This is a genomic window from Azoarcus sp. DD4 (genome assembly GCF_006496635.1).
In the GTDB taxonomy this organism is placed as follows: Bacteria; Pseudomonadota; Gammaproteobacteria; order Burkholderiales; family Rhodocyclaceae; genus Azoarcus.
The window spans coordinates 4,692,529-4,718,446 of the sequence record NZ_CP022958.1; the positions used below are offsets into that span (position 1 = coordinate 4,692,529).

Consider the following 25,918-nt stretch of genomic DNA (forward strand, 5'->3'; position numbering starts at 1 on the left):
GCGCCCGGCGCAGCCGGGGCGCCGGGCGGAACAAGCGGCGGATTATAACCCGCGCGCTCCCGCTCCCGAGCCGGCAAGCTGCGCCTCGCTGGCGAGCAGATCCGGCAGCTGGGCGGCCATCCGGCGACCCAGCCAGTAGGAACCGTCGAGCGACAGGTGATCGTCGTCGCGATAGAGCAGCATGCCGTCGCGCCGGCCATAGCAGGCCACGTCGTCGCACATCAACGGCACCGGGTCGAACACCGCCACCTGCGGATACCTCGCCAGGATGCGCGCCAGCAGCGGCCGGAACTCCGCGCCACGGGCGTCGCTCTGCGCCCGGCTCACCCGGCAGTCGGGCCGCGGCGTACGGCTGACGAAGCGGTTGGGATTCCAGGCCACGCACTCGCGGGCGTTGAAGGGCAGCTCCGGCACCGCGTGCAGGAAGACCACCCGCTTGCCGGCCGCCGTCAACCGGCGCAGCGTGTCCTCCAGCGCCACCTCGAACACCTGGGCGCGACTCATTTCCGCGCTGCCGCTCCGATCCGGCAGCACCAGTGTTTCGTCCGACACGTAATCCGCCGGATCGCGCAGTTCACGCCCCGACGCGTAAGCCATCCAGCGTCCGCCGAGGAAAACGGTCTCGATTGCCGGGTTGACCACCACATGATCGATCGCCGCGTTGACCACCTTGCGGCAGTCGTTCAGCCGCCCCTCCTTGAGGATGGACATGCCATACAGGGGCACGCAGCCGCCGTCGGCCAGCTGTGCCAGGTTCACGCCTTGCTGGCGCAGGCTCTCGCTCAACCCCCAGTAATAGTGATTGGCGTGGCTGTCGCCGATGATCATCGCCGTCGGCGGCCGCGCCGGATCGGCGATCAGGCACTGTCCGGGCAGGCCGGCCGGCAGATGGGGCGCGCAATCAGGGCCGGCCTTCAGGCCTGCATGCCAGTCCAGCGCCTGCGCCTCCCTCTTGGCCTGCGCGTCCTTGAGGCGGAAACCGAGGCCGTCGCGCACCAGGATGTTGCCTGCGCTGCCCATCACCAACAGGCTGAGCGTGACCAGCGCCGCCACCGTCCGCCAACTGCCGCCACGCCGCACCGGCGTTTCGACCAGGCGATAACTGACCCAGGCGCAGGCCACCGCCAGCACAACGGCGGCCAGCAGGGCGCCGTGCGAAACGGCCTCCCCTGACACGATGCGGACGAAGGCCAGCAGCGGCCAGTGCCACAGGTAGAGCGGAAAGCTGATGAGGCCGACCCAGACCGCCAGCCTGCTCGACAACACGCTGCGGTTGATCGCCGCGGCATCGCCCACTGCGATCAGCAGTACCGCACCGCCCACCGGCAGCAAGGCCCACCAGCCCGGGAAGGCGCGGTGTTTGTCCACCAACAGCAGGGCGGCGAGGATCAGCCCCAGGCCAAGCAGCGCCATGAGGTTGGCCAGACGCCCGTTGGCGAACACCGGACCGCTGCGATGTACGCGATAGGCCAGCGCCGCACCGGCGAGCAGTTCCCAGGCGCGCGCCGGCAGCAGGAAGTAGCTGGCCACCGGCGCCAGCGGCGTAAACACGACATTCACCACGAACGACAGGGCAAACAGGCCCGCCAGCACCCGCCAGAAGCGCCGCCCCAGCCGCCAGGCTAGCACCGCCACCACCGGCCAGACGATGTAGAACTGCTCTTCCACGCCGAGCGACCACAGGTGCAGCAGCGGCTTGAGCTCGGCCGCCGTGTCGAAATAGCCGGCCTCCTGCCAGTACACCAGGTTGGCGACAAAGCCGAGGCCGGCCATTGCGTGCTTGCCGAGCTGGGCGTACTCGTCCGGCAGCAGCACCGACCAGCCTATCGCCAGCGACACCACGATCACCAGCAGCAAGGCCGGGAAGATGCGGCGCACACGGCGGACGTAAAAATCGGCAAAGCTGAACTCGCCGCCGGCCAGCGCCTTGAAGACGATGGACGAGATCAGGTAGCCGGAGATCACGAAAAAGATGTCCACGCCGACAAAACCACCCGGCAGCAAGGCCGGGAAGGCGTGGTAGAGCACCACCGACAGGACTGCGACCGCTCGCAGGCCGTCGATGTCGGAGCGGTAGGCGAGATGCGGGTTGGGATGGCTCATTGCGTGCCCTCACCGGCGGCGGTCATCGCCAGCCCGGTGGCAGCCACAACCGGCCGCTCGAGCAGCGCCGTCAGCTGCGGGCGCAACTGGCGCGCCAGCCAGTGCGAGCCGTCCAGCGAGAGATGATCGTCGTCGCGGTAGAGCAGCACACCGTCGCGGCGGCCGTAGCAGGCACGCTCGTCACACATCAGCCCCAGCGGATCCAGCACCGCGACCTGCGGGTGGCGGGCGAAGACCTCCGCCAGGCGGGGACGGTAGGCGCGGGCGCGGGCGTCGATCAGCTCGCGGGCTACGGTACAGTCCGGGCGCGGCGTCCGGCTGACGAAGCGGTTGGGTGTCCACGCGATGCATTCGCGCGCGTTGAAATCCAGCTCCGGCACCGATTCCAGCACCACCACCCGTTTGCCGGCGGCAACAAGACGCGCCAGCGTCCCATCCAGCGCGCGGGCGATGGTCTCGTCACGGCCGATCTCCTTGCCGCCTTCGACCAGCAGGGGCCGCAGCTGCCTGGCTTCGTCACCCAGCCCCTTGAGCTGTGTTCCCGTCATCGCGGCAACCCAGCGCGCGCTCAGGAAGACGGTATGCACCTCGGGCCGGCTCACCGCATGATCCAGCGCCGCGGTCGCAATCTGGCGGCAATGCAATGGCGCATCGCTCTTGTGCACATCGAGGCCGTACAGCAGCGGACAGCCGGCCTCGGCCACCTGGAGCAGGTTCACGCCCATCGCCGCCAGTTCCGAACTCAGACCCCAGTAATAGTGATTCGCGTGGCTGTCACCGATCAGCATGGCGTCGGCCGGGCGCGACGCATCGCCGGCCAGACAGGTGCCGGGGAATCCCGCCGGCAGCAGCCGGCGACAGTCCTCGCCCGCACCGAGCGCATCCGTCCATTCGAGCGCACCCGCCTCCTTGGCTGCCTGCGCATCCTTCAGCCGGAAAGGCAGGCCGTCACGCTTGGACACGCTCGCGCCCAGCCCCGCCACCAGCACGGCAGACACCGCCAGCGCCGCAACTGTCATCCCGCGGCCGTGGCGGAGCGGCCGTTCGACCAGCCGCCACGTCAGCCAGGCCAGCGCGACCGCCAGGCACACCGCGGCGCCGATCAACCAGGCCGACGGTGCCGGAAAGACGATGCGCGCCAGCGACAACAAGGGCCAGTGCCACAGGTAAAGCGGAAAGCTGATCAGGCCGATACCGACCAGCAGCCGGTTCGACAACAGATGACGATTGAGCGTCGCCTGCGGGCCGGCCGCCATCAGCAGCACCGCACCGACCACCGGCAGGAGCGCCCAGGCCCCCGGGAAATGGGAATCTTCGTCGATGAACACGAGCGCGAGCAGCAGGAGCGCCAGCCCCGCATACGCCATGCGGTCCGCCGGACGACCGGTGACGACGGCCGGCAATCCGCCGACGCTGTGTCCGCGCCAGGCGAGCAGTGCGCCGGCGAGCAGTTCCCAGGCGCGGGTCAGCGGCAGGAAGTAGCTCGACGCGCGGTCCGACAGGGTGAGCGCCACACAGGCAAGCAGCGATGCCGCCAGCAGGGCGACGATGACCCGGCCCATGTCGATGCGCAGACGCCATGCCAGCAGCGCCACCACCGGCCACAGGATGTAGAACTGCTCCTCGATGCCGAGCGACCACAGATGCAGGAAGGGCTTGAGCTCGGCCGCATTGTCGAAATAGCCGGTTTCCCGCCACAGCACGATGTTGGCGACGAAGCCGAGACCGGCCGCGGCATGCTTGCCGAGCTGGGCATACTCGTCCGGGAACAGCACCGTCCAGCCGATCAACAGCACCGCGAACACCACCAGCAACAACGCCGGGAAGATGCGCCGCACCCGCCGCGCATAGAAGTCGGCGAAGCTGAAACCGTCGGCGGCGAGCGCTTTGTAGAGGATGGACGAGATCAGGTAGCCGGAGATGACGAAGAAGATGTCCACGCCGACGAAACCGCCCGGCAGGCTGGCCGGGAACGCATGGAAGATGACAACGGAAAGAACTGCAATCGCGCGCAAGCCGTCGATATCGGGGCGATAGGCCAGGTGGGGGGTCGGCTTGCTCATAAGGGAAGCCCGCGGGGCGAACGGGCAGATCGGACAGGCAAACCCTGAATTGTAACGGCTTGGATACCTTTCCGTACAATATCAGGGGCTATCCTTCCATCGCCCCTCCGGCCGCCCTCATCGCCGAGCCGCTACAGCAGTACCTTCGCTCCCGCCGCGGCCAACACGGCGGCCAGCGCAAGCTGAACACCCCGAGCCGACACCCGCGTCGCAAGCATGCTCCCGAGTATGACGGCGGGAATGGACCCGGCAAGCAGACTGGCCAGCATCCACCCGTCGACCATGCCCGCGATCAGGTAACCCAGGCCCGCCACCACCGCCAGTGGAATCGCATGCACGATGTCGGTCGCCACCAGCCGGTGCGGCTTCATGCGCAGCGGATAGAGGTAGAGCAGCATGACGCTGCCCAGCGCGCCCGCGCCGACCGAGGTCAGGGCGACGAACAGGCCCAGCACCGCCCCCGCGGCCACCGTCAACGCCGGCTGCACGGCCTTGAAGCGCGCCGGACGTCCCAGTCGCCGGCCGCGTGCGACGGCCTGCAAGCGCGGTGCGAACAACAGACCGAAGGCGGTGATCAACACAACGGCACCCACTGCCCGGCTCAACCATTCCACACGCAGCACATCGGCACCCAGGCTGACGACGACGACCACGAGCACCGCCACCGGCAGGCTGCCCCACCACAAGCGCTTCACGACCTGCCAGTCGACCTGCCCGGCACCGTTGTGGATCGCCGCCCCCACCAGCTTGGTGATGGCGGCGAACCACAGATCGGTGGCAATCGCCGTCGCTGGCGGCACATTGAAGAACAGCAGCAGGATGGGCGTCATCAGCGCACCGCCGCCCACCCCCGTCAGGCCGACGAAGAAGCCGGTAAGCGCCCCGGCGGCAGCGTAGCTGCCGTCCATCATGCGGGAATCGGCAGGCCGGCGAGCGACGACGCAGCGATGAAGTGCGGATTGAGCAGTTCGGTCTTGCCGTAGCGCAGTGCAGCCCCGCCGACATCGCAGACCACGCCGCCGGCCGCCTCGAGCACCGCCTGGGCAGCGGCGGTATCCCACTCGCAGGTCGGCGCCAGGCGCGGATAGACGTCCGCCGTCCCTTCGGCCACCCGGCAGAGCTTGAGCGAGCTGCCCGCCTGCACCAGCGCATGCGTGCCCAGTTTCGCGATGAAGGCGGACGTCTCGGCGTTGAGGTGGCTCTTGCTTGCCACCACCCGCCAGGTCGCGCCGTCCGGCACCGGTTCGGCGACACGGATGGGCAGCACCCGTCCATTGTCGGCGCGACATGCCGCCACGCCACGCCCGCCCCAGTACAGCTGGTCGAGAACCGGTGCATACACGACGCCGAGCACCGCGACACCGTCGCTCACCAGTGCGATGTTCACCGTGAACTCGCCGTTGCGGGCGAGGAACTCCTTGGTGCCGTCGAGCGGATCGACCAGCCAGAACGTGCCGGGGCTGCGCCGGTGCGCAAGCGATGCGACATCCTCTTCCGACACCACGGGCCAGACCGTATCGAGCGCACTCAGGCGAGCCGCAATCAGCGCATGCGCCGCGACATCGGCACGCGTCAACGGGCTGTCGTCGGCCTTGTACGCCAGCAAACCGCCTTCCGGGTCGGGTGCGGCGGCCTGGTAGATTTCCAGGATGACTTCCCCCGCTGCCCGGGCGATATCGGCCACCGGGGGGACCAGCTGATCTAGTTGCAGCATCTGTCGTATTTTGCAAAAACGTGAAAACGAATTCGCAAAATGCTAGCACCTTGCGGTTAAATCCAAGCCGGAAACCACAGTCACCCGGATCGCGTCACCACCATTGCATGTGATGCGCCCGACCTTGCGCGCCGCCAGACGGCAAACGACACCGCGGGCCGCCTGGAAAGAACGATGCAAGAAGGACATCCCTGATGAACACATCCCCCCCCGCGGCCTTTTCCGCTGCCGACGGGTCACCGGGCCCGCTCCATGTCATTACCTGCGGCAGCGAGGGCGACGGCAAGAGCACCCTCGTCGATCGCCTGCTGGCAGACGCCGGCGCCGAGCGCGAGCAAGGCCTCCCCAACGATCCCGCCAGCCGCGGCTTCTCGACCCGGCAGCGCAGCTACCTCGTCGCCGACGCCCCCGGCCGGGCACAGCACACCCGCGATCTCCTGAGCGCCGCCTCCACGGCGGACGCGGCGGTGCTGCTGGTCGACGCATGCGCCGGACTGCGCACCCAGACACGGCGACATGCCCTCATTGCCGCGCTCGCCGGCATTCGCCACGTGGTGCTGGCGATCAACAAGATGGACAGCGTCGGCTTCGATCGAGCCCGCTACGACGACATCTGCCACGCCTTCGCGTCCTTTGCCCTTTCCCTCGACTTCGTCTCCGTCACGACCATCCCCCTGAGCGCGGCACACGGCGACAACCTCGTGCAGCGTTCGGCGCGCACGCCCTGGTACGACGGCCCCACCCTGCTCGTCTGCCTGGAAAGCCTGGACGCCGCGCCGCCCCCGTCGCGCTTCGTCTTTCCGGTGCAAGGGATCGGCCAACCGGGCACGGAGGCCCCCGGCTTCAGCGGCACGGTGGCAGAGGGCTCGATCCGGGTGGGCGACCAGATCCGCGTGACCGCGTCCGGCCAGACCGCCCGCGTCGCGGAGATCATCGCCATGGATGGCCCGCTACCGGTGGCGCGGCGCGGCGACGCCGTAACCCTGCGCATGGACGCAGCCATCGATGCCGCCCGCGGCGACGTCCTGTCGCTGGCGCAAGCCCCGCTGGAGACCACCGACCAGTTCGAGGCCACGCTGGTGTGGATGGACGAAGACGCCGGACTGGTCGGCCGCAGCTACGACATCGAACTCGCCACGCAGCGGGCGCAGGCCTCGCTCACCGCGATCAAGCACCGCATCGACGTCGACACCCTCGCCCACGAAGCAAGCCGCAAGCTCGCACTCGACGACATTGCCGTGTGCAATCTCGCCACCAGCAAGGCGCTCTGCTTCGACACCTATACGGCATCGCACGCGCTGGGCGGCTTCATCCTGGTCGACCGCTACACCCGCGCTACGGTAGCGGCCGGCATGATCCGGCACAGCCTGCGCCGCGCCCAGAACGTGCACAAGCAGGCGCTGGCCGTTGCCCGCAAGGATCGCGAGCGCCTCAACGGCCATGCCGGCAAGGTCGTGTGGTTCACCGGCCTGTCGGGCTCGGGCAAATCCACCCTCGCCAATGCCCTGGAAGTCGCCCTGCACGAGCAGGGGCTGCGCACCTACATCCTCGACGGCGACAACGTCCGTCAGGGGCTCAACAAGGATCTCGGCTTCACCGACGCCGACCGCGTCGAGAACATCCGGCGCATCGCCGAAGTGGCGCGCCTGATGCTGGATGCCGGGCTGATCGTCATGACGGCCTTCATCTCACCCTTCCGCCGCGAGCGCGACATGGCGCGCGAGCTGATCGGCACGGAACACTTCGTCGAGGTGTTCGTCGATACCCCGCTCGAAGTCTGCGAAGGGCGCGACCCCAAGGGGCTCTACAAGAAGGCGAGGAGCGGCCAGTTGCCGAACATGACCGGCATCGGCAGCCCCTACGAAGCGCCGGAGCACCCGGACGTGGTCATCGCCGGCGCAAGCGGCGATCTGCGCGCGGCGGTGGCACAACTGGCCACCGCCCTCGGCGTCGGACGGCAGCCCGCCGCAGAACGCTAGTAGCGCTGGTCCGGGGTGTACTCGGGCACCCAGCGCTTCAGGCTGGCCCGGACGGTGTCGTCGGCCACCGGACCGGGCGTTGCCAGCCAGGCACGCATGGCATCGAGGAAGCCGACGTCCACCGGGCGCGAGCGTGCGATGCGCAGCTTGCTGTGTGGCGTCCGGCAGGTGTGTTCGTCGTCGGCGAGGAGTTCCTCGTAGAGCTTTTCGCCAGGCCGCAAACCAATGAACTCGATGCGGATATCGTCTGCGTCGTAACCGGACAGGCGGATCATGTTGCGCGCGAGGTCGACGATCCTGACCGGCTCGCCCATGTCGAGCACGAAGACCTCGCCGCCCTGCCCCATCGCCGCCGCCTGCAGCACAAGCTGCGCCGCCTCCGGGATGGACATGAAATAGCGGTTGATCTCCGGATGGGTCACCGTCACCGGGCCGCCACGGGCAATCTGCTCCGCAAACTTCGGAATCACGCTGCCGGTGCTGCCCAGCACGTTGCCGAAACGCACCATCTCGATCTGCGTCGTCGCACCGTGCTCCCGCCCCGCACACTGCAGCGCCTCGCACACCATCTCGGCCAGGCGCTTGGTCGCCCCCATGACATTGGTGGGATTCACCGCCTTGTCGGTGGAGATCAGCACGAAACGCTCGGCACCGTAGCGCTGCGCATGCTCGGCCACCTGCAGCGTACCCAGCACGTTGTTGCGCACCGCCTGCCAGGCGTTGTCGATCTCCATCAGCGGCACGTGCTTGTAGGCCGCGGCGTGCAGCACGAGCTGAGGGCGGTAGCCGGCAAACACCTCGTCCAGGCGCCCGGCGTCGCGCACGTCGCCGGCCAACGGTATGACACGGATGTCCGGCCGGTGCAGGGCGAACCACTGCTCGATGGTGTACAGGGCGTACTCGTTGGCGTCGAAGAGGACCAGCCGCGCCGGCGCAAAGCGTGCGACCTGGCGGCAGAGTTCGCTGCCGATCGAACCGCCGGCACCGGTAATCAGCACGGTGCGGTCGGCAATGATCGATTTCACATGGGCGCTGTCGATCCGCACCGGCTCGCGGCCGAGCAAGTCCTCGATCTCGACGCGGCGCATCGCACTGACCGCCACCTTGCCGCTCATCAGGTCTTCCAGGCCGGGCACTTTGAACACATGCGCCCCCGCCCTGACAGCAAGGTCCGCCGCGCGCTGCAATGCCTTGGCTGCCGCAGAGGGCATGGCCAGGATGACGTGGTGGGCCTTGTAATCCTCCAGCACCTGCGGCAACGCATCGATTGCGCCAGCCACCCGATAACCGTAAAGCTCGCGTCCCCACTTGGCGGGATCGTCATCGACCAGCGCCACCACCCGCCAGTCGGGGCTGCGCTGCAGTTCACGCACCAGCATCGCACCACCGGTTCCCGCCCCGACCACCACCACCGGCTTGCCGGCGGCGATCAGACCGCCGTAAAGGCGATGTTCCTTCCACATCCGCCACGCAGCGCGCCCGCCCCCCATGATCATCAACAACATCATCGGATAGAGCAGCAACATCGAACGCGGCGTGGCCGGCCAACCGCGATCGAGCGCCACCAGCGCCATGACGAAAGCCGTCGAAACGCCGATGGCCTTGAACACCCGCTTCAGATCGGGCAGGCTCGCGAACACCCACATGCCCCGATACAGTCCAGCCCAGCGACATGCCGCGCCATGCACAAAGAGCAGTACGGCGATGGTTGCGAGCGTCTTGCCGGTGTACTCCGGCGGCCATTGGAAATTGAAGCGCAACAGCATGCCGCCGCCCCAGGCGAGCACGACGGCAAACAGGTCGAAGGCAAAAACGAGAAACGGGCGCGTATATGTTTTCATCAGTAGCTGCGCATCACCGCCGGGCGCATGGGACAGTGAGGCGATTCACTCGGAGCGGATTCTACCGCCCCGGAACGGTACCGCTGTCGCCTTGCCGCAACGCCCGGACTAGGCAGCCTCCTGCTTCCCCGCATTGAAGCGGAGTACCAGCGCAAGCAAGGGCGCATACGCGATCGCCATGCCGGCGAAGCCGTCAATGCCACCCAGGCCCACCCACACCGCCAGCGGCAACAACCAGCCCAGATTGATCGCCCCCACCGCGAGCGTGACCGGCCTATGGCTGCCAAGCTCGCGGGCGGCGTACTGGTAAGCGTGGCTGCGATGCGCTTCATACACCCGCTCGCCGCGCAGCAGGCGGCGCAACAGGGTGAAGGTGGCATCGACCACGAACACACCGAGCAGGATCAGCCATGCCCAGAACAGTTGCGGCGCCGCCCAGCCGGCCTGCAACGACATCACGCCCAGCACGATACCGAGGAAACCGCTGCCCGCATCGCCCATGAAGATTTTCGCCGGCGGGAAGTTCCAGTACAGGAAGCCCCCCACCGCGGCAGCCAGCAGCAACGGCGGCAGGGCCAGGCCCGGCAGACCGTGCAGGATGTAGAGCAAGGCGCCACCGACACAGACGCAGACGGCCTCGACCCCGGCAATGCCGTCGATGCCATCCATGAAGTTGTATAGGTTGAGCAGCCAGACCAGGTAGACCGCCGCCAGCACCGCCCACAACCAGCCCGCGCCGACCGTCACCCCCATGAACATCAGGGCGGGGACGCCGCCCAGCCAGTACAAGGCCCAGGCCGCTGCGGCAAAATGGGCCAGCAAGCGCCAACGGGCCGCGACATGCCCATGGTCGTCGAGAAAACCGACCAGCGCCACCAGCCCACCCGCCCCAACCAAGGCCCACAGCGCATGCCCATCGATCACCCCCATCGCACTCAGCACAAGCAGCGCCAGGGACATGCTCACCACGATGGCCACCCCACCGCCACGCGGCGTCGGCGCAGTGTGCGAACTGCGTGCGTTGGGCACGTCCATCAGGCTCCGCGCCAAGGCATAGCGGCGCAACACGCCGACCAGCAGACCGGACAGCAGCGCGACAGCAAGCGCTAGCCCGCATTGCACATACCAGCCCATCATCGGCGATATCCGGCGGCCGTCCGCCGCAGGCCCTCATCGACACCGATGGGCGGACGCCAGCCGAGCAGGTCGCGCGTTTTCGAGATATCCACCTGCAGACTGCCGCACAGCCGCTGCATCATCGCGCGCCTGCCGAGCGCGGCGGCCCCCGCTTCCAGCAGCCAGACCGGGACGGGCAGCAGGCGCGCAGGCACCCCCATCGCACGCGCCAGGCGGGAGAGCAGATCGGCGGTCGACACGTCTTCGCCGTCCGACACCAGGAAGGTCTCGTTCGCCGCGGCGGGATGATCGATGCAGGTGACGATCAGATCCACCAGATTGTCCAGCGCGACCAGCGAGCGGCGGTTGTCCGTCACCGCCCCCAAGGGCAGAGGCAGGCCCCGTTTCAGCCAATGCATCATGCTGAGGAAGTTCGCCTTCACGCCGGGGCCGTAGACCAGGGGCGGGCGGATGATGACGACTTCCATGCCGGTCTCCGCGGCCAGCGCCCTGAGCCCCTGTTCGGCCTCGTTCTTCGACACGCCGTAAGCATCCAGCGGCACCGGAACATCGTCCGCCGCAAACGGCCGGCCGACCTCTGTGTGCTCGCCATTGACCTTGATCGAACTGATGAACACGAAACGCCGTACCCCTGCTGTTGCGGCCTGCCGTGCAAGACTCAAAGTGCCGGCGACATTCGCCTGCCGGTAGGCATGCAAAGGGTCGGTGGCGGAATCGTGCATCACATGCACCCGCGCGGCGGTATGAACCACTGCCTCGCAACCATCAAGCAGTGACGACCAAGCCCCACCGGCTTCCAGGGATGGGCCGCGCACGCATCCGGGCGGAAGCTGGGCACCGCGGGCCGCTCCGACCGCAGGCACTCGCCCGAGCTGCAGGCGTGCAAGCACGGCCGAACCGATGAATCCCCCCCCGCCTGTCACCAAAATACAGCCCGCGGCCGCAGAAATACGTTCGATCATCGAACTCAACGTGCCGCGACTTCCCGATACAGCGCCGCGTACTCGCGCCCCAGCGCCTCACCGGAGAACAGCCGCTCGTAACGCTCCCTTGCCGCCACCCCCATACGTGCCGCCAACACCTCATCGGCAAGCAGCCGACTCATGGCATCCGCAAGCGCGGCAGGCTTCTCGGGCTCGACCACGAGCCCGGTTTCGCCGTCGGCATTGACGAACGAAGTTCCAGTCCCGATTTCACATGAAATCATCGGTTTCCCCGACATTGCCGCTTCGACCAACACCATGCCGAAGGCTTCCGAGCGCAGGTGCGATGGAAGTACCAAAGCACGGCAGTGACGCAGCAACTCCACCTTCTCCTCGACGGACACCTGCCCCGCGAAAATAACGTTGCGCACGCCGAGCGTATCCGCCAGCGCACGAAGCGCCGCTTCCTCCGGGCCGGAGCCGGCAATCACGATCCTGGCACCGACTCGCGACGCGGCTTCAATCAGAAAGTGCAGGCCCTTGTAATAGCGCAATACGCCGATGAACAGGAAGTACGGCTCGCCCTGGGAAATGCGCAACCTGCCCAGGACACCCTCATCACCGTCCGTCGGATAGGACTGATCATCGATGCCGAGCGGAACGACCCTGACCAACCGCTGAACGCCTGGCGCCGATAGCGCCTCGCTCGTCCGTGCATAGGCTGGCGAGGTCGCCACGACCGCGCTCATGGACCTCAGCATCCGCATCATCAGCGGGCGATAGAGGGCGCCGAGCAATCGCTGGCGCACGACATCGGAGTGGTAGGTCAGTACCGACGGCGTCGAACACCCTTTCGCCAGGTGCATCACATCGGCAAATGGCCAGGGGAAATGGTAGTGAACGACGTCAGCCTCGTCGGCCAATTCCCGAAACCGCGTGAACGCCGCGGGGCCACCGAGATCACAGGACGCTGGAGCGGCCCAGGAACGGCACCGGACGACTCTCGCCTCCGGGCGTTGCAGCACCGAAGGCTCGGATGCAGGCGACAGGGTGAAAATCGTGTTCTCGATACCGAACGACCGGGTTGCCCCACAGATCTGCCGAATGGCCTCCTGCAACCCCCCCGGCGGGTCGGGGAAATAGGTCCGATAGACGTGAAGCACGCGTAAAGAGGTCGAAATCATTCCTCCCCCACCCGGAGACTCCTCCTTGGCTCGACCGTCCCGGAACAGGCCATTGCTTCTGTCCCGAAGCCCAAGGCTCGGCGGCACTGCGCACAATTCACTGTGCCAGCATCCAGCGCAAGGTCTCCACCAGAGGAGGGGTCGTCCAGTCGCCGATGATCGACCTCAGCCTGGATGCATCGCCGCACAGACTCTTTACCTCGTTGGCACGGACAAAGGCCGGATTCACCTGCACGCTAATCGGACGTCCGCAAATTTCTTCCGCCATCGAGATCACTTCCCGCAGGGAATGCGTCCGCCCAGAGCACACATTCACCGTTGCACCCGCCGGGGCAGTCTCCAGCAGCCGACGGTAGGCTTCCGCCACCGCCCGCACATCGGAAAAGTCCCGCCAAACATCCAGATTGCCGAGCTCGACCACTTCCTCGCCGCGGCGGAAGTGGCCGACGATCTTGGGCAACAGGAAGGATTCCGACTGCCCCACACCGGTGTAGTTGAACGGCCGCGCGATTACGATCGGCAGCTTGTCCATCCACAATCTGGCCATGTACTCCATGGCCAGCTTGCTAACTGCGTAATCGTTGGCAGGATTGGCCGGGGCCGCCTCTCCGAGTACGCCTTCGGTGGCGTTGCCGTACACATTGGCACTGCTCGCCAACAGCACGCATTCCGGCGTTTTGCCACACGCAGCCAGCGCGGCGAGCAGGTTGCGCGTGCCGATGAGGTTTACCGTGTAGAACGCATCCGCATCGCCGTGCCCGACAAACGCGATCGCCGCCAGGTGCACCACCGCATCCGGCTGGACCTCTGCGATCACCGTGCGCAGACCAGTCGTATCCAAGAGATCAACGCGCCGATACCGGGTATCGCCCGCTTCCTCGTGCGAACCGATGCCACACACTTCCCAACCGTGCCGCTCGAGCTCGGCAGCGACATACCGGCCAGTGAAGCCCTTGATGCCCGTTATCAGCACGCGTTTCATCTCACCCTCGCTCAGAACGAGAAGCCGCGCTCGTTACGGCGAACGTCCGCCTCCACCATCATCTGGCAAAGCTGCTCCAGGGTTGTCTTCGGCTCCCAGCCGAGTTCGCGCCTGGCCTTTTCCGGGCTGCCGATCAGCAGGTCGACCTCGGCTGGGCGGTAGAACTTCGGATTCACGCGCACCAGCGTACGGCCGGAGATTCGGTCGATACCAACCTCATTCTCCTCCTTGCCTTCCCACTGCAAGTCGTACCCCACCGCCTTTCCCGCCATGGTCACGAAGTCACGCACGGTTTCGGTCCGGTTCGTCGCCAACACATAAGTGTCGGGCTTGTCGGCCTGCATCATCCGCCACATGCCATCCACGTACTCCTTTGCGTAGCCCCAGTCCCGCTTGGCATCCAGGTTGCCGAGTTCGAGTACATCCAACTTGCCCAGCTTGATCTTGGCGACGCTGTCCGACACCTTGCGCGTAAGGAACTCGCGGCCGCGCAGCGGCGATTCGTGGTTGAACAGGATGCCGCTGGTGCCGAAGATCCCGTAGCTCTCGCGGTAGTTCACCGTCATCCAGTGCGCGTAGAGCTTGGCCACGCCGTAGGGGCTACGCGGGTAGAAGGGGGTGGTCTCCGTCTGGGGAATCGCCTGCACCTTGCCGAACATTTCGGAAGTGGACGCCTGGTAGAAGCGGATCTTCGGATTGACGATACGAATCGCCTCCAGCAGGTTGGCGGCGCCCAGGCCGGTTATCTCCGCGGTGGTGATCGGTTGCTCGAAAGACACGCCCACGAAACTCTGGGCAGCGAGGTTATAGACCTCGGTCGCGCCGCTGGTCTGCAGCAGGCGGATGCTGGAGGACAGATCGGTAAGGTCGTACTCCACCAGATGCAGGTCGGGGTGATTCTGGATGCCGAGTTCCTCGATACGCCAGAAATTCACCGAGCTCGTACGACGGAAGGTGCCATAGACCTCGTACCCCTTTTGCAGCAGGAGCTCAGCAAGATAGGCACCATCCTGGCCAGTAATCCCCGTTACCACAGCTTTCATTCTCTTTTTCCTCAAATAACCATCAAACTGAATCCGACCATTCGCCGCCCAGGATAACTTTCATCAAGTTCTCCGTGCTCTGCTGCCAGTCGATCACCTTCACTCCATCGGGCATCAAGACAAGGTTGCGCCGATAATCTGCAATCCATTTTCTCATTGCTGCGGCCAGATCACCGCCTTCAAGCCCGGAGAAATAGCGCGCGCCGTGGCCAGCCACCTCCCGATGAACGGGAATATCACGAACGATCATCGGGATGCGATTGATCGCGGCCTCGACTATCGGCAAGCCGAAACCTTCGCCCAGAGATGCGGCAAGCAAGCACTTCGAACTCCGATACACCTGGGCCAGATATTCGTCACTGACGCCGTTCAACCAGAACAGGCGCTTGCCGAAGTGCCGGTGGCTCTTGATCCGCCCGGCGAGCGCCTCGACATTCCAGCCCTGCTTCCCGACAAATACAAGGCACACATCCTCACCAGCCTCCCACAGAAGATCCGCAGCGTCCAGAATCTGGGCATGTCCTTTTCTGGGCTCTATCGTGCTCACCGACAGGAAGCTCATTGCCCCCGCGATCGCCTCAAGAACCTGGCCGGCATCGTCCGGAAGACCGCAAGTGGGTACGGACTGCTCGATATCCGCGCCATTGTGGGACCAACCGATCAGGAGGCGCTCCGCGCGTGCCGGCGGATTCTCCTGCAACCAGGCTTTCAGCTCCTCCGAAACCGTTCTGGAGACACAAACCAGACCGTCAGCCGATTCGGAAAGCACCTTCAGCCATCGACGATGATCTTCATACGTCGCCGGAGGGAAAAACTCCGGCGACAAGACCGGAAGAAGATCGTGGATCAGGAAATAAACCCGAACGCCGAATTTTCGCAAGGCGCCGTAGAACGCGGACTGATACGGGATTACATGATGTTGCATGTCCAGGCCGAAAAACACATCGCTCGAACAGAAATCGATGCATCCCTCTTCTACCAGCCCCTCCGGGCAATACTGCTTCCAGATTTCGCCAGCATACCGGTATCCCAAACCATCTGTCGTTGCATAGACAGGCTTGACCACGAACCCTTCCGGCGGCCTTCTGAACAATGCCTTCAAGATGCTTCGGACCACCCGTTGTATGCCCGACTTGCCGTCCCGCTGAACAAGTTCTGAAACATCCACGAACAGGGCCCGAGGAAAACGGGAGCGGCTATGTGCAACCCGGTCCCGCAGAATGTCCAGGCACCATTCGTTCCCTTCAATCCCGGGCAACCGTTCGATTTTGGGGAACAACCATTTTGGTGGGAACTCGGTCCCGACAAACCTGTTGATTCGCGACGAGTGCCCCTCACTGCAACGATGCCACGCCTCCATGCCCTCCAGTGCCCTTTTTGCAGACACATCCCACGAGAACTTGCCAGCCTGAACCGGACCGTGCGCCCGTAAGTCCTGCAGCAGATCGGGGTCGCTGATGACCTCCTCGATCTTGGCCGCAATGGCCACGGGACTGAACGGATCAAACAGCACATCCTGCCTTCCCAGCACCTCTGGGATGCTCGTATTGTTCGAACCAATGACCGGAGCCCCGCAAGCAAGGGCTTCGAGCGCAGGCAGACCAAACCCCTCGTGCCACGACGGAAAGACATACAAAGAGCAGAGGTTGTAGAAGATCAGGAGTTCTTCGTCAGTCACACGATCAGTGATCACTACATCATCTTCATCACCCAACTTCAGACGCGAGAACGCCCGAAATTTCTCCTTGTGATCTCGCGGCAATCCTCCCACGAGAACCAACTGGTACTTTCGCCGTATCTCCGAGGGCAAAAGGGAATATGCCTCTATCAGGCCAAGGTGGTTTTTACGGTCATCGGTTGCGCCGGAATACATGATGAATTCCCTGCCTACGCCGTATTTCTCCATCACGGCCCGTCGCGTCTCTTCAGACACCGGAACACGACGAAACACGTCGTCCACGGCGGCGCCGATATTGATTACATCCTCTGGAAATGCATGAAGGTGCTCGATGGCCTCCTGCCTGGACGATTCCGAAATCGCGAACAGTAGATCGGCCTTCTCCATGTAGTCCAGCTTTTCATAATATGGCCTGCGATACGCAGGATCCATATCCAGGTAGACACTCTTCTGGATCAATGGAATCAGATCGTAGAAAGTGACAGCGACCGGAAACGGATGCGGCGCGCGGCCAATACTATGCACGCCGTTATCCCCGAACCCCTCCATCAGACTGCTGATGTGAACAAAATCGGGATTCAGGCTCTGTATGAATGCTTCCCGCGTCAGCTCGGCAGCAAACCTCCGCCAGTCATTGGCCGGATCCATGGCATGAACCGGCCCCGCGGCATCCCATACCCTGATGTTATCGAACGGGACAAGCCCTTCCAATTCGGCACGAATCGAACCTATCGTTTCCGGGAAGAGACCGTTCAGAACAACAAAAAATTCGTGCTCCTTACCGTTTCTGATCATCGCCTTCGCGAGCGCCATGGAATACCGTCCGATACCACGGAGCCGGCTCCCCGTTTGCGCCCCCTGAAGATCCAGCACAATTCTCATCTCATACACCTGATTCTATGCGTCAAAGAACGCGTATCCGCCTGATGGCCAGACCAAGATCCCGTGGGTCCGGTTGATTCGTCGCATCCTGCGCTTCCACCTCACAGCACAGGCGAGTCCAGGCACCCTGCCCCTGGGTCGGCAACGAAAACTCGAACCCCGAATTGCCTACATCCAATCCGGTAGAAAAGAGCAGTTCACCGCCACTGCAGGACTTGATAACCAGCTTGCATTTTCAAGCGCAAAGCCATCGATATCTGTGAGAGTACCGAGCAACCGCAATGAAAACTCCAAGGCACTCCAGAGGAGCCAGCCCCACTCACCACACTTTGCCGGATGAAAGCCCCCCTCAACACCTGCGCCTTCCAGGACACCAGCCTCCGCGCCAAACACTACGCCTCGCACTCCTCAGCCGACGGCGCAGCCCCGCCCAGCCACGACAGGTCACGGAACAGCACTCCTAGTTCCCGCTCTCCCTCGACGACTACATCGCCACGCACACGAATGCCAAGTTTCCTCTTTGCACCGTCAATGCGGGGGGGCAGTTCCAGCGCAAAGGGTGCCCACTGAGTGCTCACCCGGACTGCCTCTCTAAACAGCTCACCGTCGAGACGAATATCCACTTCGATATCCGACGGGGCCCACCAGCGCCACGTGACAAGCCCTTCTTTCACGACCAGAGTCGACTCCCGCCGACTCCAGACGAAGCACCCCTCGTCATCAAGTTCCGGCGCATTGAAGCCTTCGCCGGTCATTTCCCGACTGGCAAAATAAGTAGCTTTCTCCTTCTGCTGCGCCAATACGCTTTCGTAGACAGGGATAAGTTTCTTGATAACGTGTTGCCACGCGAATGCGCTTTCGACTCTGCCTTGCATCGAAGGCGGTGGGGAAACGAGGGCCGCATCGATGGCCTGAACGATGCTATCAACCCGGGCAGGATCGGCGTAGATCGCGCCCTGCCCGAAATACTCGGACGTGGAACCTTCCGCCGTGACCACCACAGGACGCCCACACGCGGCGGCCTCCAGCGCAGCCAATCCAGGTGTTTCAAGCGTGCTGGGCAGCGCAAACAACTCGCACGCAGCAAAGGCCGAACGTAGCAATTCCGAACCATGCGGCAGGCTGCCGGCGTGCAACCATTGCTCACCGCCCTCGCTTGCGCACTGATTGGCGTAAGCCTGGTCTCTTACGTGTCCAAGAACCACGAGCCTCAAATCCGGGAAACTCTTCATCGCACGGACAAGCGCCAACTGGTTCTTCCGCCGCTCGATGTTCGCAACATTCAGTACGAATTTCCCTTTCAAGCCGAACGCCTGGCGAAAAACATCCGGGGCAACCGGGATGAAGTACGCTGCATCCACACCGTTGTATACGGTGTGGAATTTCCCTCGTCTCAATCCAAACGTGCGGGAAAGCTGCTCGCACTCCATGTCGGAATTGCAGACAACGGCATCGGCAATAGTCAGTGCCCCGCGAATGTCATCCACCGGGTACTGATGCATCGTTTCTTCGGTAATCCAGAGGTTAGGCGAAACAACGATCGGCATTCCTCTGCGGGCGCAGAAACTCAGGAACGGGAGGGAGCCCGGCATGCATGAGAAAAAATGCATGACAGAACCCTCCACCAACTGCGCTCCCCCTTGCCACAGATCAAAAAGTGAAACATCGATCCCGGCGTCCTCCAGATGGCGCCTGTATTGCAGCAGCTGGACTTCTCCGCCCCCAGGGGGAGCGAATGCAAATGGGTAGGTATTGAAGACGATTTTCAACGGCTGCTCCGAAACCAATTTTCAGTCATGTTTCAGCGGAAACGCTCAGGGATGCTGCGGTCTCCGCATCTTCATGCGAGAACGCAAAAAAGGGGGCCTTCCACACCACCTGAGAACCCAACAAACCCACCTGCAGCACACCTCAAAGAACACGGCGCACAAGAGAAAGGAGAGCGTCTAGCGAACGCCATCCAGATCTGATGTGAGCTGTGTGGCAATAATGTCGCGGCCGCTGGCCAGTTGTTGCAACAACCGGGACAGGACACGAGCGCCGTCTCTCACATGGAAGTCACGCAAGACATGATCATAGGTCTCATCGCTGACCGCCTTCCGCAGGGAGCTTGAAACCGCATACTCCTCCATCGCATTCAGCCAGTCTTCGAAGGTGTTCTCGACAAGCAATCCGGTCCTTCCATGACTTACACAGTCCCGATAGATTTTCGCCGACGAGTAAATCCCGGGTATCCGTGCCACCCCGTAATTGATGTACTTGAAAGGATTCTTGCACGCATTGAAATCCGCGGACTCTGCATCCTCTGCAGCGCCAAGCGGCGTAATGGCAAACATGTAGTCACCGGACACAATCGCCCTCATGTACTCCTGATAGGGCATTCTGTTGGTGAAATGCAGAAACGGCAGCGAGAACATTTCCGGAAAAGGATCTCCGAAAAAATCCAGCACGCACCCCGGATGACGCATGAAGAATACGTTCAGAGCACTGAGGATTGCCTCCTTGGACTCCTGAACCTTCAGAAAATCGGCATTGGTAAATAGAACCCTTCCGGAGCACTCACTCGACCCACGCCCATCAACACGTCGCTCATAACGCTCTACCCACATGCCATTCGGGAGATACACGAGCTTCGCGTCCGGCACGACCAGTGGAACGCGTCGCATCAACTCCGGGTTTGCGACGGTTACAAAATCACATAGCCTGATTATCTCGATCGAGTGGTTATCCGCGGCACAGGAGGCGCCCCCGCTATAGCTCGGGAAGGAGAATATCCAGTCGTCTATGTCGTAGATGACCCCCTTGCCAAGCTGGCGGGCCAGACGAACCAACTCCAGGGTTCTCGCCGACCGATGCTTGCTGAGCAGCACGACGTCACACCATGCAACTGCACGCTCAATACAGGCATCGCTTTCTGATACCGAACAATGCTCCAGACCGGACTCGCTGCCGAGATAGTCCAGCGCTTCGGTCAACCTGGCGGATACGGAAAGAGATGGCGCCCCGGGCGCCACGAGGGACTCCCTATGCAGCACAAGCACACGGCACTGGTCTTCGTTCTTCATCTGACCGCCGCCGCCGAAGTTGGCACAAAAGGCAAAGGACCGGCCGAGAATCCTCTCAGTCGGAAAGACGGATCTCCACTCCCCGAGGGCACCCCTGACTCAAGGATGGAAACACTGGCGTGGGACGGCAGGAAGGCCGGAAACCGATCCATTCCGATACCAAGCATCTGCTGCAGCAGACAACTGATCGGACCGGAATGGGTAACCGCGAGAACCACATCTGCGTCGCTCTTCCGAAGATCTGCCCAGGCGTTGGCAACCCGTTCGTGCAGGTCCTGATGTGACTCCCCCGCCGGATAGCCGTTGAGATGAGAACTGTAGAAGTCCGGCCATGACTCCAGGAACGACTCCAGCGTCATGTCGGCGGCAGATCCGGCGTTCGTCTCGCCAAGACGCTCGTCAACGACCCATGGCGCGCCAGGATAGAGCAAATCGGCGGTCTGCCGGGCGCGTCCCCAATGACTCACCAGATAGCGGTCGGGCACGACCCCCGCACCACGCAACCACGCCCCCAACACCTCGGCTTGACGACGCCCTTCATCAACGAGTCCGTCTGCCGGCGTCCCTGTCACAAGTCGCGCCAAATTGGCTTTCGACAGTCCATGTCTGACTAGATAAACAATCATTCGACAGCCCTTCTCAGGACGTCAACGAGTGGCACCATTGCATTCGGGAAACAATATCCGGACACGTGAGATGACAGTTCCTCATTGCGGGCCGGGCGATCTAACACCCTGCCGATGCCGGCAGCTATGTCGTCAGTCGAACGCGGATCCACGTACTCGGCATGCTCCAGGAAATGCTCCCGCGACCAATCGGAATCGCTGAGCAGCAGGCGACAGCCCGACAACCCTGCGTCCAGCGCCGACAGCCCTGCGGGTTCAAGCGACAATTCCGCGTAAAAGAGCGCATTCTGGAATGCCGAACGCAGGATTTCGGAACGCTGCGGCAGGCTGTCAATGAACATCACATCGCTGCCCCCGGCCTTCCGGCAGCTTTCGTAGTACGCCCGATCGCGATACTTGCCTACGAGCACAAGGGGAATGCCTCTTTCCCGCAACGGGCCAATGATGGAGCGCTGGTTCTTGCGCGGCTCGATCAGACCGATCCAGAGTGCGTAATCCCGCACCCCGTACAACTCCGGGAAAAGAGCACGCGGAACCGGCTTCAGATGGCTCATGTCCGCCACGGCCTTGCACTTGACGATCCGGGCTTCCGGAACGTCGACCAGCGACAGGAAATTCCGCATCTCGGCACCGGACTTGAATGTCACATAGTCCGCCAGCGCGACATGCTCCCGAATCGCGCTGACCGCCGCATCATCGAGCCCGTCGGCCCAAAGATTCGGCCACAGCACCACCGGTTTTCCCGCCTGCTTTATCTGACGCAAAAGCGACAAGCCACCGCCATGCACGGAGAAATGCAGGACAACATCGTAGAATTCAAGAGGCCGGGAGTACGGCCCATAGATGTCCGCAATGATCCCGCATTGCCGCAAGCCATCCGCGATGGAAAGAAGTTCATACTCCCCCCCGCCTCGCACCACGAACGCCTCGTGATAGGTCGTTATCAGGACAGTCAGCTTTTTCATTCAAATAACCAAGTATTCAGTTGCCTTCTCCAGTCGGACGACCGGAAACCGAAGCTGCGTCCCGCCCCTGGCTACCGTTGAAGGCACGAGGGCGTGACACGGCATCTCGCCTTACGAGGCGTTCACATGCGCAAGTCGTTTCGCATACGCAGCACCGACAGCCTCCGGTGAATATCGCGCATGAACGAACGCCCTGCCCGCCGCGGCGATCGACATCCGGGACTCCGCCTGGTCAAGACATCTGTGGAATGCCTCGGCAGCGGCTCCTACATCGGGATCAAACCAAACCTGCCCTTCGCCGAAGGCATAATCCCCTTGAGCAAGCGGTATCGTCCGCCCCTGCACTAGGAAGGCCGTCTTCTCGGTCGTGAAATCCCTATTGCCTGAATAATCCGACACGATGACCGGCTTGCCCAACAGCATTGCTTCGGCAATGTTCCGGCCAAAACCTTCCGAACGGTGCAGCGAGACAAAGCAGTCACACACCGATTGCAGCCCCAGCAGTTTGTCCTTTGTCATGGTCTCGACAATCAGGCTGATCCGGTCATCCCTGGCCGCATGCTCGACAACGCTGCGCCATTCCAACTGAGCTTCGCTCACATTCATGGCCTTGACTACCAGGCGCACGTGCTTGCTTTTCGGGAAAGCGGCTGTGAACGCCCGAACCGCCGCCAGGGGATTCTTCCGTTTCAGACTGGAGTTGCCATCCAGAACCGTCAGAAAGATGAATTCACCTTCATTCAAGCAAAAATCCGATCTGCTCCACTTCCTTTCCGGCGCCGGCAGCGTTGCCACCATCGGCATGCGAATCACGGGCTTGTCGGTTACGGCACGCATTGCTTCCGCGGTAAAGGACGAGGCCGACCAGATTTCGTCCACAAGATCCAGCGCGCAGCGCATTGGCGCGGGAAACCTGGGTAGCTCCCATTGCCAGAAGCCGATGTTGTAGCGTTCATCAAGAATACTGTGTCCCGTCGCTGCAAGCAGACGCAACGTCTCGTAATGAGGCATGCAGATCAGGTTTGTCCGGAACAGCGGCCGGGGCACCTCGTACGCTCGAAGGCTGACATCCTCCTGCCTTGCGGCGACCCGCAACGGAATGCGGGGCACACACGTCCCGATATCGATACACGAAAGCGCACGAACAGCCATACGCACGTCTTCGCCTATACCGAATTCTCCCCTGCCATAGCCAATGACGTTGACGCCACCTTCGGCGAAACCGGCCCCCTTGGTCGGGCCGGAAGACACGGTTGGCGAAGAAGCAGCGTCTCGCTCCCCCTGCACCGTACTCTCCCCGGCTCCGTATCCAAGCAGCCATTCAGAGTACGCTTTGCGTCCAACGCGTTGCTTGACGTCAAACGCGACACGCAGGTCCTCGCGGGAGATCCAGAGGAGATACTCCGCTCGGGTGATCGGGCGGCCTTCATCTTGCACGAGCAGAGGCATCACCTCTTCCATCACTTCAAGCCGAACGAGCTCGCGGATGAATGCATCGTCCCGGTGTGTCACATACCACCAGACTGACAATGCTTCACGTCCCGCCTTTGCCGCCAGATCGAAAACCCGTTGCAGGTCCTCACGCGCCAGCCATTCAGCGTGCAAACCACGAGTGAGCGGCAGCGGCGCGTCCTGCTCCAGCCTTGCATCCGGTTCACTCAGAACCGACTCCGCGATCAGCGCGCGCAGCGCGGGATCGTTCCGGCGCTCCCGGCTCCACCAGGCCACCAGGGCCCTACGCCCTTCGGCGGTACCGAGGTCCATTGACTGTTGCAGATCGTGCCGCGCCAGCCATTCAGCGTGCAAACCACGAGTGAGCGGCAGCGGCGCGTCCTGCTCCAGCCTTGCATCCGGTTCACTCAGAACCGACTCCGCGATCAGCGCGCGCAGCGCGGGATCGTTCCGGCGCTCCCGGCTCCACCAGGCCACCAGGGCCCTGCGCCCTTCGGCAGTACCGAGGTCCATTGACTGTTGCAGATCATGCCGCGCCAGCCATTCAGCGTGCAAACCACGAGTGAGCGGCAGCGGCGCGTCCTGCTCCAGCCTTGCATCCGGTTCGCTCAGAACCGACTCCGCGATCAGCGCGCGCAGCGCGGGATCGTTCCGGCGCTCCCGGCTCCACCAGGCCACCAGGGCCCTACGCCCTTCGGCGGTACCGAGGTCCATTGACTGTTGCAGATCATCCCGCGCCAGCCACATGGCATGCAGACCACGAGTGAGCGGCAGCGGTGCATCCTGTTCGAGCCGTGCATCCGGTTCACTCAGAGCCGACTCCGGTATCAGCGAGCGTAGCCCGGCGTCCTGCGTGTTCTCCCTGACCCACCAAACCACCAGGGCCTTACGCCCCTCGGCAGAGCCAAGATCCAGCGCCTGTCGTAAATCCGGCCGTGACAGCCATTCGGCATGCAGACCGCGAGTAAGCGGCAGCGGAGCATCCTGTTCCAGCGTTGCAGCCGGTTCGCCCAGAACCCGCTCTGGCATCAACACACACAGGTCGACTTCCTCCCGGTGCTGACGGCTCCACCAGACTACCAAGGCCTCACGTCCTTCTGCAGTGTCAAGATTCAGCGACCGATGCAGATCGTCCCGCGCCAGCCACACAGCATGCAGACCCCGTGTAATCGGCAGCGGAGCGTCCTGGACAAGTTCCTCGCTGACCTCGGCCAACCACTTCAACTGGCGTGCAGAAAACCGATAGCCCACCTTGATGAGCATGCCTGCACGCGCAATGCATGCGCCTGCAGGCGTCAGCTCATGCGGCATGGCTACGCCCGCCAGTAGCGCCCGGCCAAGCCCTCCCGTGAACAGTTCATCATCTTCGTCTTCAAGCAAGGCGGCAATTCCCGCCTTCTGCGGGAACGGTGCCTGACGAAGCGCTTGCCCTTCAACTATCGGAGAGCCGAACAGATAACGATTACGCTCCTGCACCTGGATCAATTCGTCGGGAGGCACGAGATCCCCGATGCGATGGCGATTGGCATGCCACCATGTGTAATCGACGATTCGTACGCCCGACTCGCGGATTCGCAGCGACAGATTATGCTCGTCCAGTATGGACAATGCCTTCGCACGAAACTTCTGGACATTTTCATCCGCATAGCGGAACACCGAATGCCACTGACCGTGCGGCAGGCCGCTACCCGTGAGCCAATCCAGCAGGAAACGCGCGTAATTCTCCGAAAGCGGAGCATCCGCATTGAAAGGCTCAGTCCGCCCTGCCGGAAAGAAGTCCGGCTCGTCAAACGGCCCCACCAGACTTCCTAGAGCCAGAATATCTGCCGGCCGTGCGAACAGGAACTTCGAACATCCCCAAGTCTGGAAGCTGCGCCCGTAAAGCCTCACCCGCTCGGGATAGGCATCGACGTGCGCAAGCATCACCTGCGGCGTTGCCTGCACATAATCGAGCATTTCCCTGCAGATCAACGGATAGAACCCGTTGTATTCGTTCTGGAAAGCGGATGTCACCAGGTGAACCAGATCGAAGTCTGCAAACCTCTTCCGGCAATGCTCTATCGCCGTGTCCCAGCCGCTGAACTCCCTACGCCGGTTGTCGCCGGCCAACATCAGCGTCCGCCTTCCAATCCAGGCTTTAACATCGTGAGCGAGGGCGGTATCTATCAGTACCGACTCCACGCTCACCTCGGGCATCCCGGCATAGAAATCCATCAGCGCCTGATAGGCGCCTTTGTAGTCGGCATCTCCATAACGGACGAACAGGCTGAGGATACGCAAG

At 63.1% G+C, this 25,918-nt stretch carries 17 protein-coding genes; 1 reads left to right on the forward strand and 16 read right to left on the reverse strand.

The features are described from left to right. Window positions 1-42: 42 nt before the first annotated feature. From CJ010_RS21730 to cysQ, 4 genes are all read right to left on the reverse strand, one after another. Window positions 43-2,103, reverse strand: a complete 2,061-nt coding sequence (locus CJ010_RS21730; RefSeq protein ID WP_141019983.1) for an acyltransferase family protein — start codon at window positions 2,101-2,103, stop codon at window positions 43-45. Then, window positions 2,100-4,166, reverse strand: a complete 2,067-nt coding sequence (locus tag CJ010_RS21735; RefSeq protein WP_141019984.1) for an acyltransferase family protein — start codon at window positions 4,164-4,166, stop codon at window positions 2,100-2,102. The genes CJ010_RS21730 and CJ010_RS21735 overlap by 4 nt, the downstream gene beginning before the upstream one ends. A 131-nt stretch (window positions 4,167-4,297) precedes the next feature. After that, the gene (locus CJ010_RS21740) at window positions 4,298-5,077 is read right to left on the reverse strand and encodes a sulfite exporter TauE/SafE family protein (RefSeq protein WP_141019985.1); all 780 of its coding nucleotides are present in this window, start codon (window positions 5,075-5,077) and stop codon (window positions 4,298-4,300) included. Beyond that, the gene (cysQ, locus tag CJ010_RS21745) at window positions 5,074-5,880 is read right to left on the reverse strand and encodes a 3'(2'),5'-bisphosphate nucleotidase CysQ (RefSeq protein ID WP_141019986.1); all 807 of its coding nucleotides are present in this window, start codon (window positions 5,878-5,880) and stop codon (window positions 5,074-5,076) included. Before cysQ ends, CJ010_RS21740 begins: the two co-directional genes overlap by 4 nt. Window positions 5,881-6,074: 194 nt before the next feature. Here cysQ and cysC point away from each other — a divergent pair, with 194 nt between their 5' ends. Continuing rightward, the gene (gene cysC / locus CJ010_RS21750; protein ID WP_141019987.1) at window positions 6,075-7,859 is read left to right on the forward strand and encodes an adenylyl-sulfate kinase; all 1,785 of its coding nucleotides are present in this window, start codon (window positions 6,075-6,077) and stop codon (window positions 7,857-7,859) included. Here the strand turns inward: cysC and CJ010_RS21755 are convergent. The 12 genes from CJ010_RS21755 to CJ010_RS21810 all read right to left on the reverse strand — a co-directional run bounded on the left by CJ010_RS21755 (window position 7,856) and on the right by CJ010_RS21810 (window position 25,917). Beyond that, on the reverse strand, window positions 7,856-9,700 hold the full coding sequence (locus CJ010_RS21755) for a nucleoside-diphosphate sugar epimerase/dehydratase (RefSeq protein ID WP_168224999.1): 1,845 nt from the start codon (window positions 9,698-9,700) through the stop codon (window positions 7,856-7,858). The genes cysC and CJ010_RS21755 overlap by 4 nt on opposite strands. 108 nt (window positions 9,701-9,808) lie before the next feature. Next, window positions 9,809-10,837 carry a glycosyltransferase family 4 protein gene (locus CJ010_RS21760; RefSeq protein ID WP_240794437.1) on the reverse strand — a complete coding sequence of 343 codons (1,029 nt, stop codon included), beginning with the start codon at window positions 10,835-10,837 and terminating at the stop codon, window positions 9,809-9,811. Then, window positions 10,834-11,799 carry an SDR family oxidoreductase gene (locus CJ010_RS21765; RefSeq protein WP_141019988.1) on the reverse strand — a complete coding sequence of 322 codons (966 nt, stop codon included), beginning with the start codon at window positions 11,797-11,799 and terminating at the stop codon, window positions 10,834-10,836. The genes CJ010_RS21760 and CJ010_RS21765 overlap by 4 nt, the downstream gene beginning before the upstream one ends. 5 nt (window positions 11,800-11,804) lie before the next feature. Beyond that, window positions 11,805-12,944 carry a glycosyltransferase gene (locus tag CJ010_RS21770; protein ID WP_141019989.1) on the reverse strand — a complete coding sequence of 380 codons (1,140 nt, stop codon included), beginning with the start codon at window positions 12,942-12,944 and terminating at the stop codon, window positions 11,805-11,807. Window positions 12,945-13,041: 97 nt separating this feature from the next. Further along, the gene (locus CJ010_RS21775; protein WP_141019990.1) at window positions 13,042-13,926 is read right to left on the reverse strand and encodes a GDP-mannose 4,6-dehydratase; all 885 of its coding nucleotides are present in this window, start codon (window positions 13,924-13,926) and stop codon (window positions 13,042-13,044) included. An 11-nt stretch (window positions 13,927-13,937) separates the two neighbouring features. Beyond that, complete coding sequence (gene gmd, locus CJ010_RS21780; protein ID WP_141019991.1) at window positions 13,938-14,969, reverse strand: GDP-mannose 4,6-dehydratase; 1,032 nt, start codon at window positions 14,967-14,969, stop codon at window positions 13,938-13,940. A 22-nt stretch (window positions 14,970-14,991) separates the two neighbouring features. Beyond that, window positions 14,992-17,460 (reverse strand): glycosyltransferase family 1 protein, encoded by a 2,469-nt coding sequence (locus CJ010_RS21785; RefSeq protein WP_168225000.1) that lies wholly within the window; start codon window positions 17,458-17,460, stop codon window positions 14,992-14,994. A 461-nt stretch (window positions 17,461-17,921) separates the two neighbouring features. After that, the gene (locus tag CJ010_RS21790) at window positions 17,922-19,298 is read right to left on the reverse strand and encodes a glycosyltransferase family 4 protein (protein WP_141019993.1); all 1,377 of its coding nucleotides are present in this window, start codon (window positions 19,296-19,298) and stop codon (window positions 17,922-17,924) included. A gap of 177 nt (window positions 19,299-19,475) precedes the next feature. Further along, window positions 19,476-20,594: a glycosyltransferase gene (locus CJ010_RS21795; RefSeq protein WP_141019994.1), complete on the reverse strand. Its 1,119-nt coding sequence runs from the start codon at window positions 20,592-20,594 to the stop codon at window positions 19,476-19,478. Continuing rightward, the gene (locus CJ010_RS21800; protein WP_141019995.1) at window positions 20,591-21,220 is read right to left on the reverse strand and encodes a histidine phosphatase family protein; all 630 of its coding nucleotides are present in this window, start codon (window positions 21,218-21,220) and stop codon (window positions 20,591-20,593) included. The genes CJ010_RS21795 and CJ010_RS21800 overlap by 4 nt, the downstream gene beginning before the upstream one ends. Next, a complete protein-coding gene (locus CJ010_RS21805; RefSeq protein ID WP_141019996.1) occupies window positions 21,217-22,185 on the reverse strand; it encodes a glycosyltransferase family 4 protein in 969 nt (322 codons plus the stop codon). The genes CJ010_RS21800 and CJ010_RS21805 overlap by 4 nt, the downstream gene beginning before the upstream one ends. A 111-nt stretch (window positions 22,186-22,296) precedes the next feature. Beyond that, window positions 22,297-25,917, reverse strand: coding sequence for a glycosyltransferase (locus CJ010_RS21810; protein WP_168225001.1), 3,621 nt, complete (start codon window positions 25,915-25,917; stop codon window positions 22,297-22,299). Between the last annotated feature and the right edge of the window lies 1 nt (window position 25,918).

Coding starts and splice junctions, on each gene's coding strand:
- CJ010_RS21735 (WP_141019984.1), bottom strand. CDS start 4,166: ATGAGCAAGCCGACCCCCCACCTGGCCTATCGCCCCGATATCGACGGC.
- gmd (WP_141019991.1), bottom strand. CDS start 14,969: ATGAAAGCTGTGGTAACGGGGATTACTGGCCAGGATGGTGCCTATCTT.
- CJ010_RS21730 (WP_141019983.1), bottom strand. CDS start 2,103: ATGAGCCATCCCAACCCGCATCTCGCCTACCGCTCCGACATCGACGGC.
- CJ010_RS21765 (WP_141019988.1), bottom strand. CDS start 11,799: ATGATCGAACGTATTTCTGCGGCCGCGGGCTGTATTTTGGTGACAGGC.
- CJ010_RS21775 (WP_141019990.1), bottom strand. CDS start 13,926: ATGAAACGCGTGCTGATAACGGGCATCAAGGGCTTCACTGGCCGGTAT.
- CJ010_RS21755 (WP_168224999.1), bottom strand. CDS start 9,700: ATGAAAACATATACGCGCCCGTTTCTCGTTTTTGCCTTCGACCTGTTT.
- cysC (WP_141019987.1), top strand. CDS start 6,075: ATGAACACATCCCCCCCCGCGGCCTTTTCCGCTGCCGACGGGTCACCG.
- CJ010_RS21795 (WP_141019994.1), bottom strand. CDS start 20,594: ATGAAGAACGAAGACCAGTGCCGTGTGCTTGTGCTGCATAGGGAGTCC.
- CJ010_RS21760 (WP_240794437.1), bottom strand. CDS start 10,837: ATGATGGGCTGGTATGTGCAATGCGGGCTAGCGCTTGCTGTCGCGCTG.
- CJ010_RS21805 (WP_141019996.1), bottom strand. CDS start 22,185: ATGAAAAAGCTGACTGTCCTGATAACGACCTATCACGAGGCGTTCGTG.
- CJ010_RS21770 (WP_141019989.1), bottom strand. CDS start 12,944: ATGATTTCGACCTCTTTACGCGTGCTTCACGTCTATCGGACCTATTTC.
- CJ010_RS21740 (WP_141019985.1), bottom strand. CDS start 5,077: ATGATGGACGGCAGCTACGCTGCCGCCGGGGCGCTTACCGGCTTCTTC.
- cysQ (WP_141019986.1), bottom strand. CDS start 5,880: ATGCTGCAACTAGATCAGCTGGTCCCCCCGGTGGCCGATATCGCCCGG.
- CJ010_RS21800 (WP_141019995.1), bottom strand. CDS start 21,220: ATGATTGTTTATCTAGTCAGACATGGACTGTCGAAAGCCAATTTGGCG.
- CJ010_RS21785 (WP_168225000.1), bottom strand. CDS start 17,460: ATGGCGCTCGCGAAGGCGATGATCAGAAACGGTAAGGAGCACGAATTT.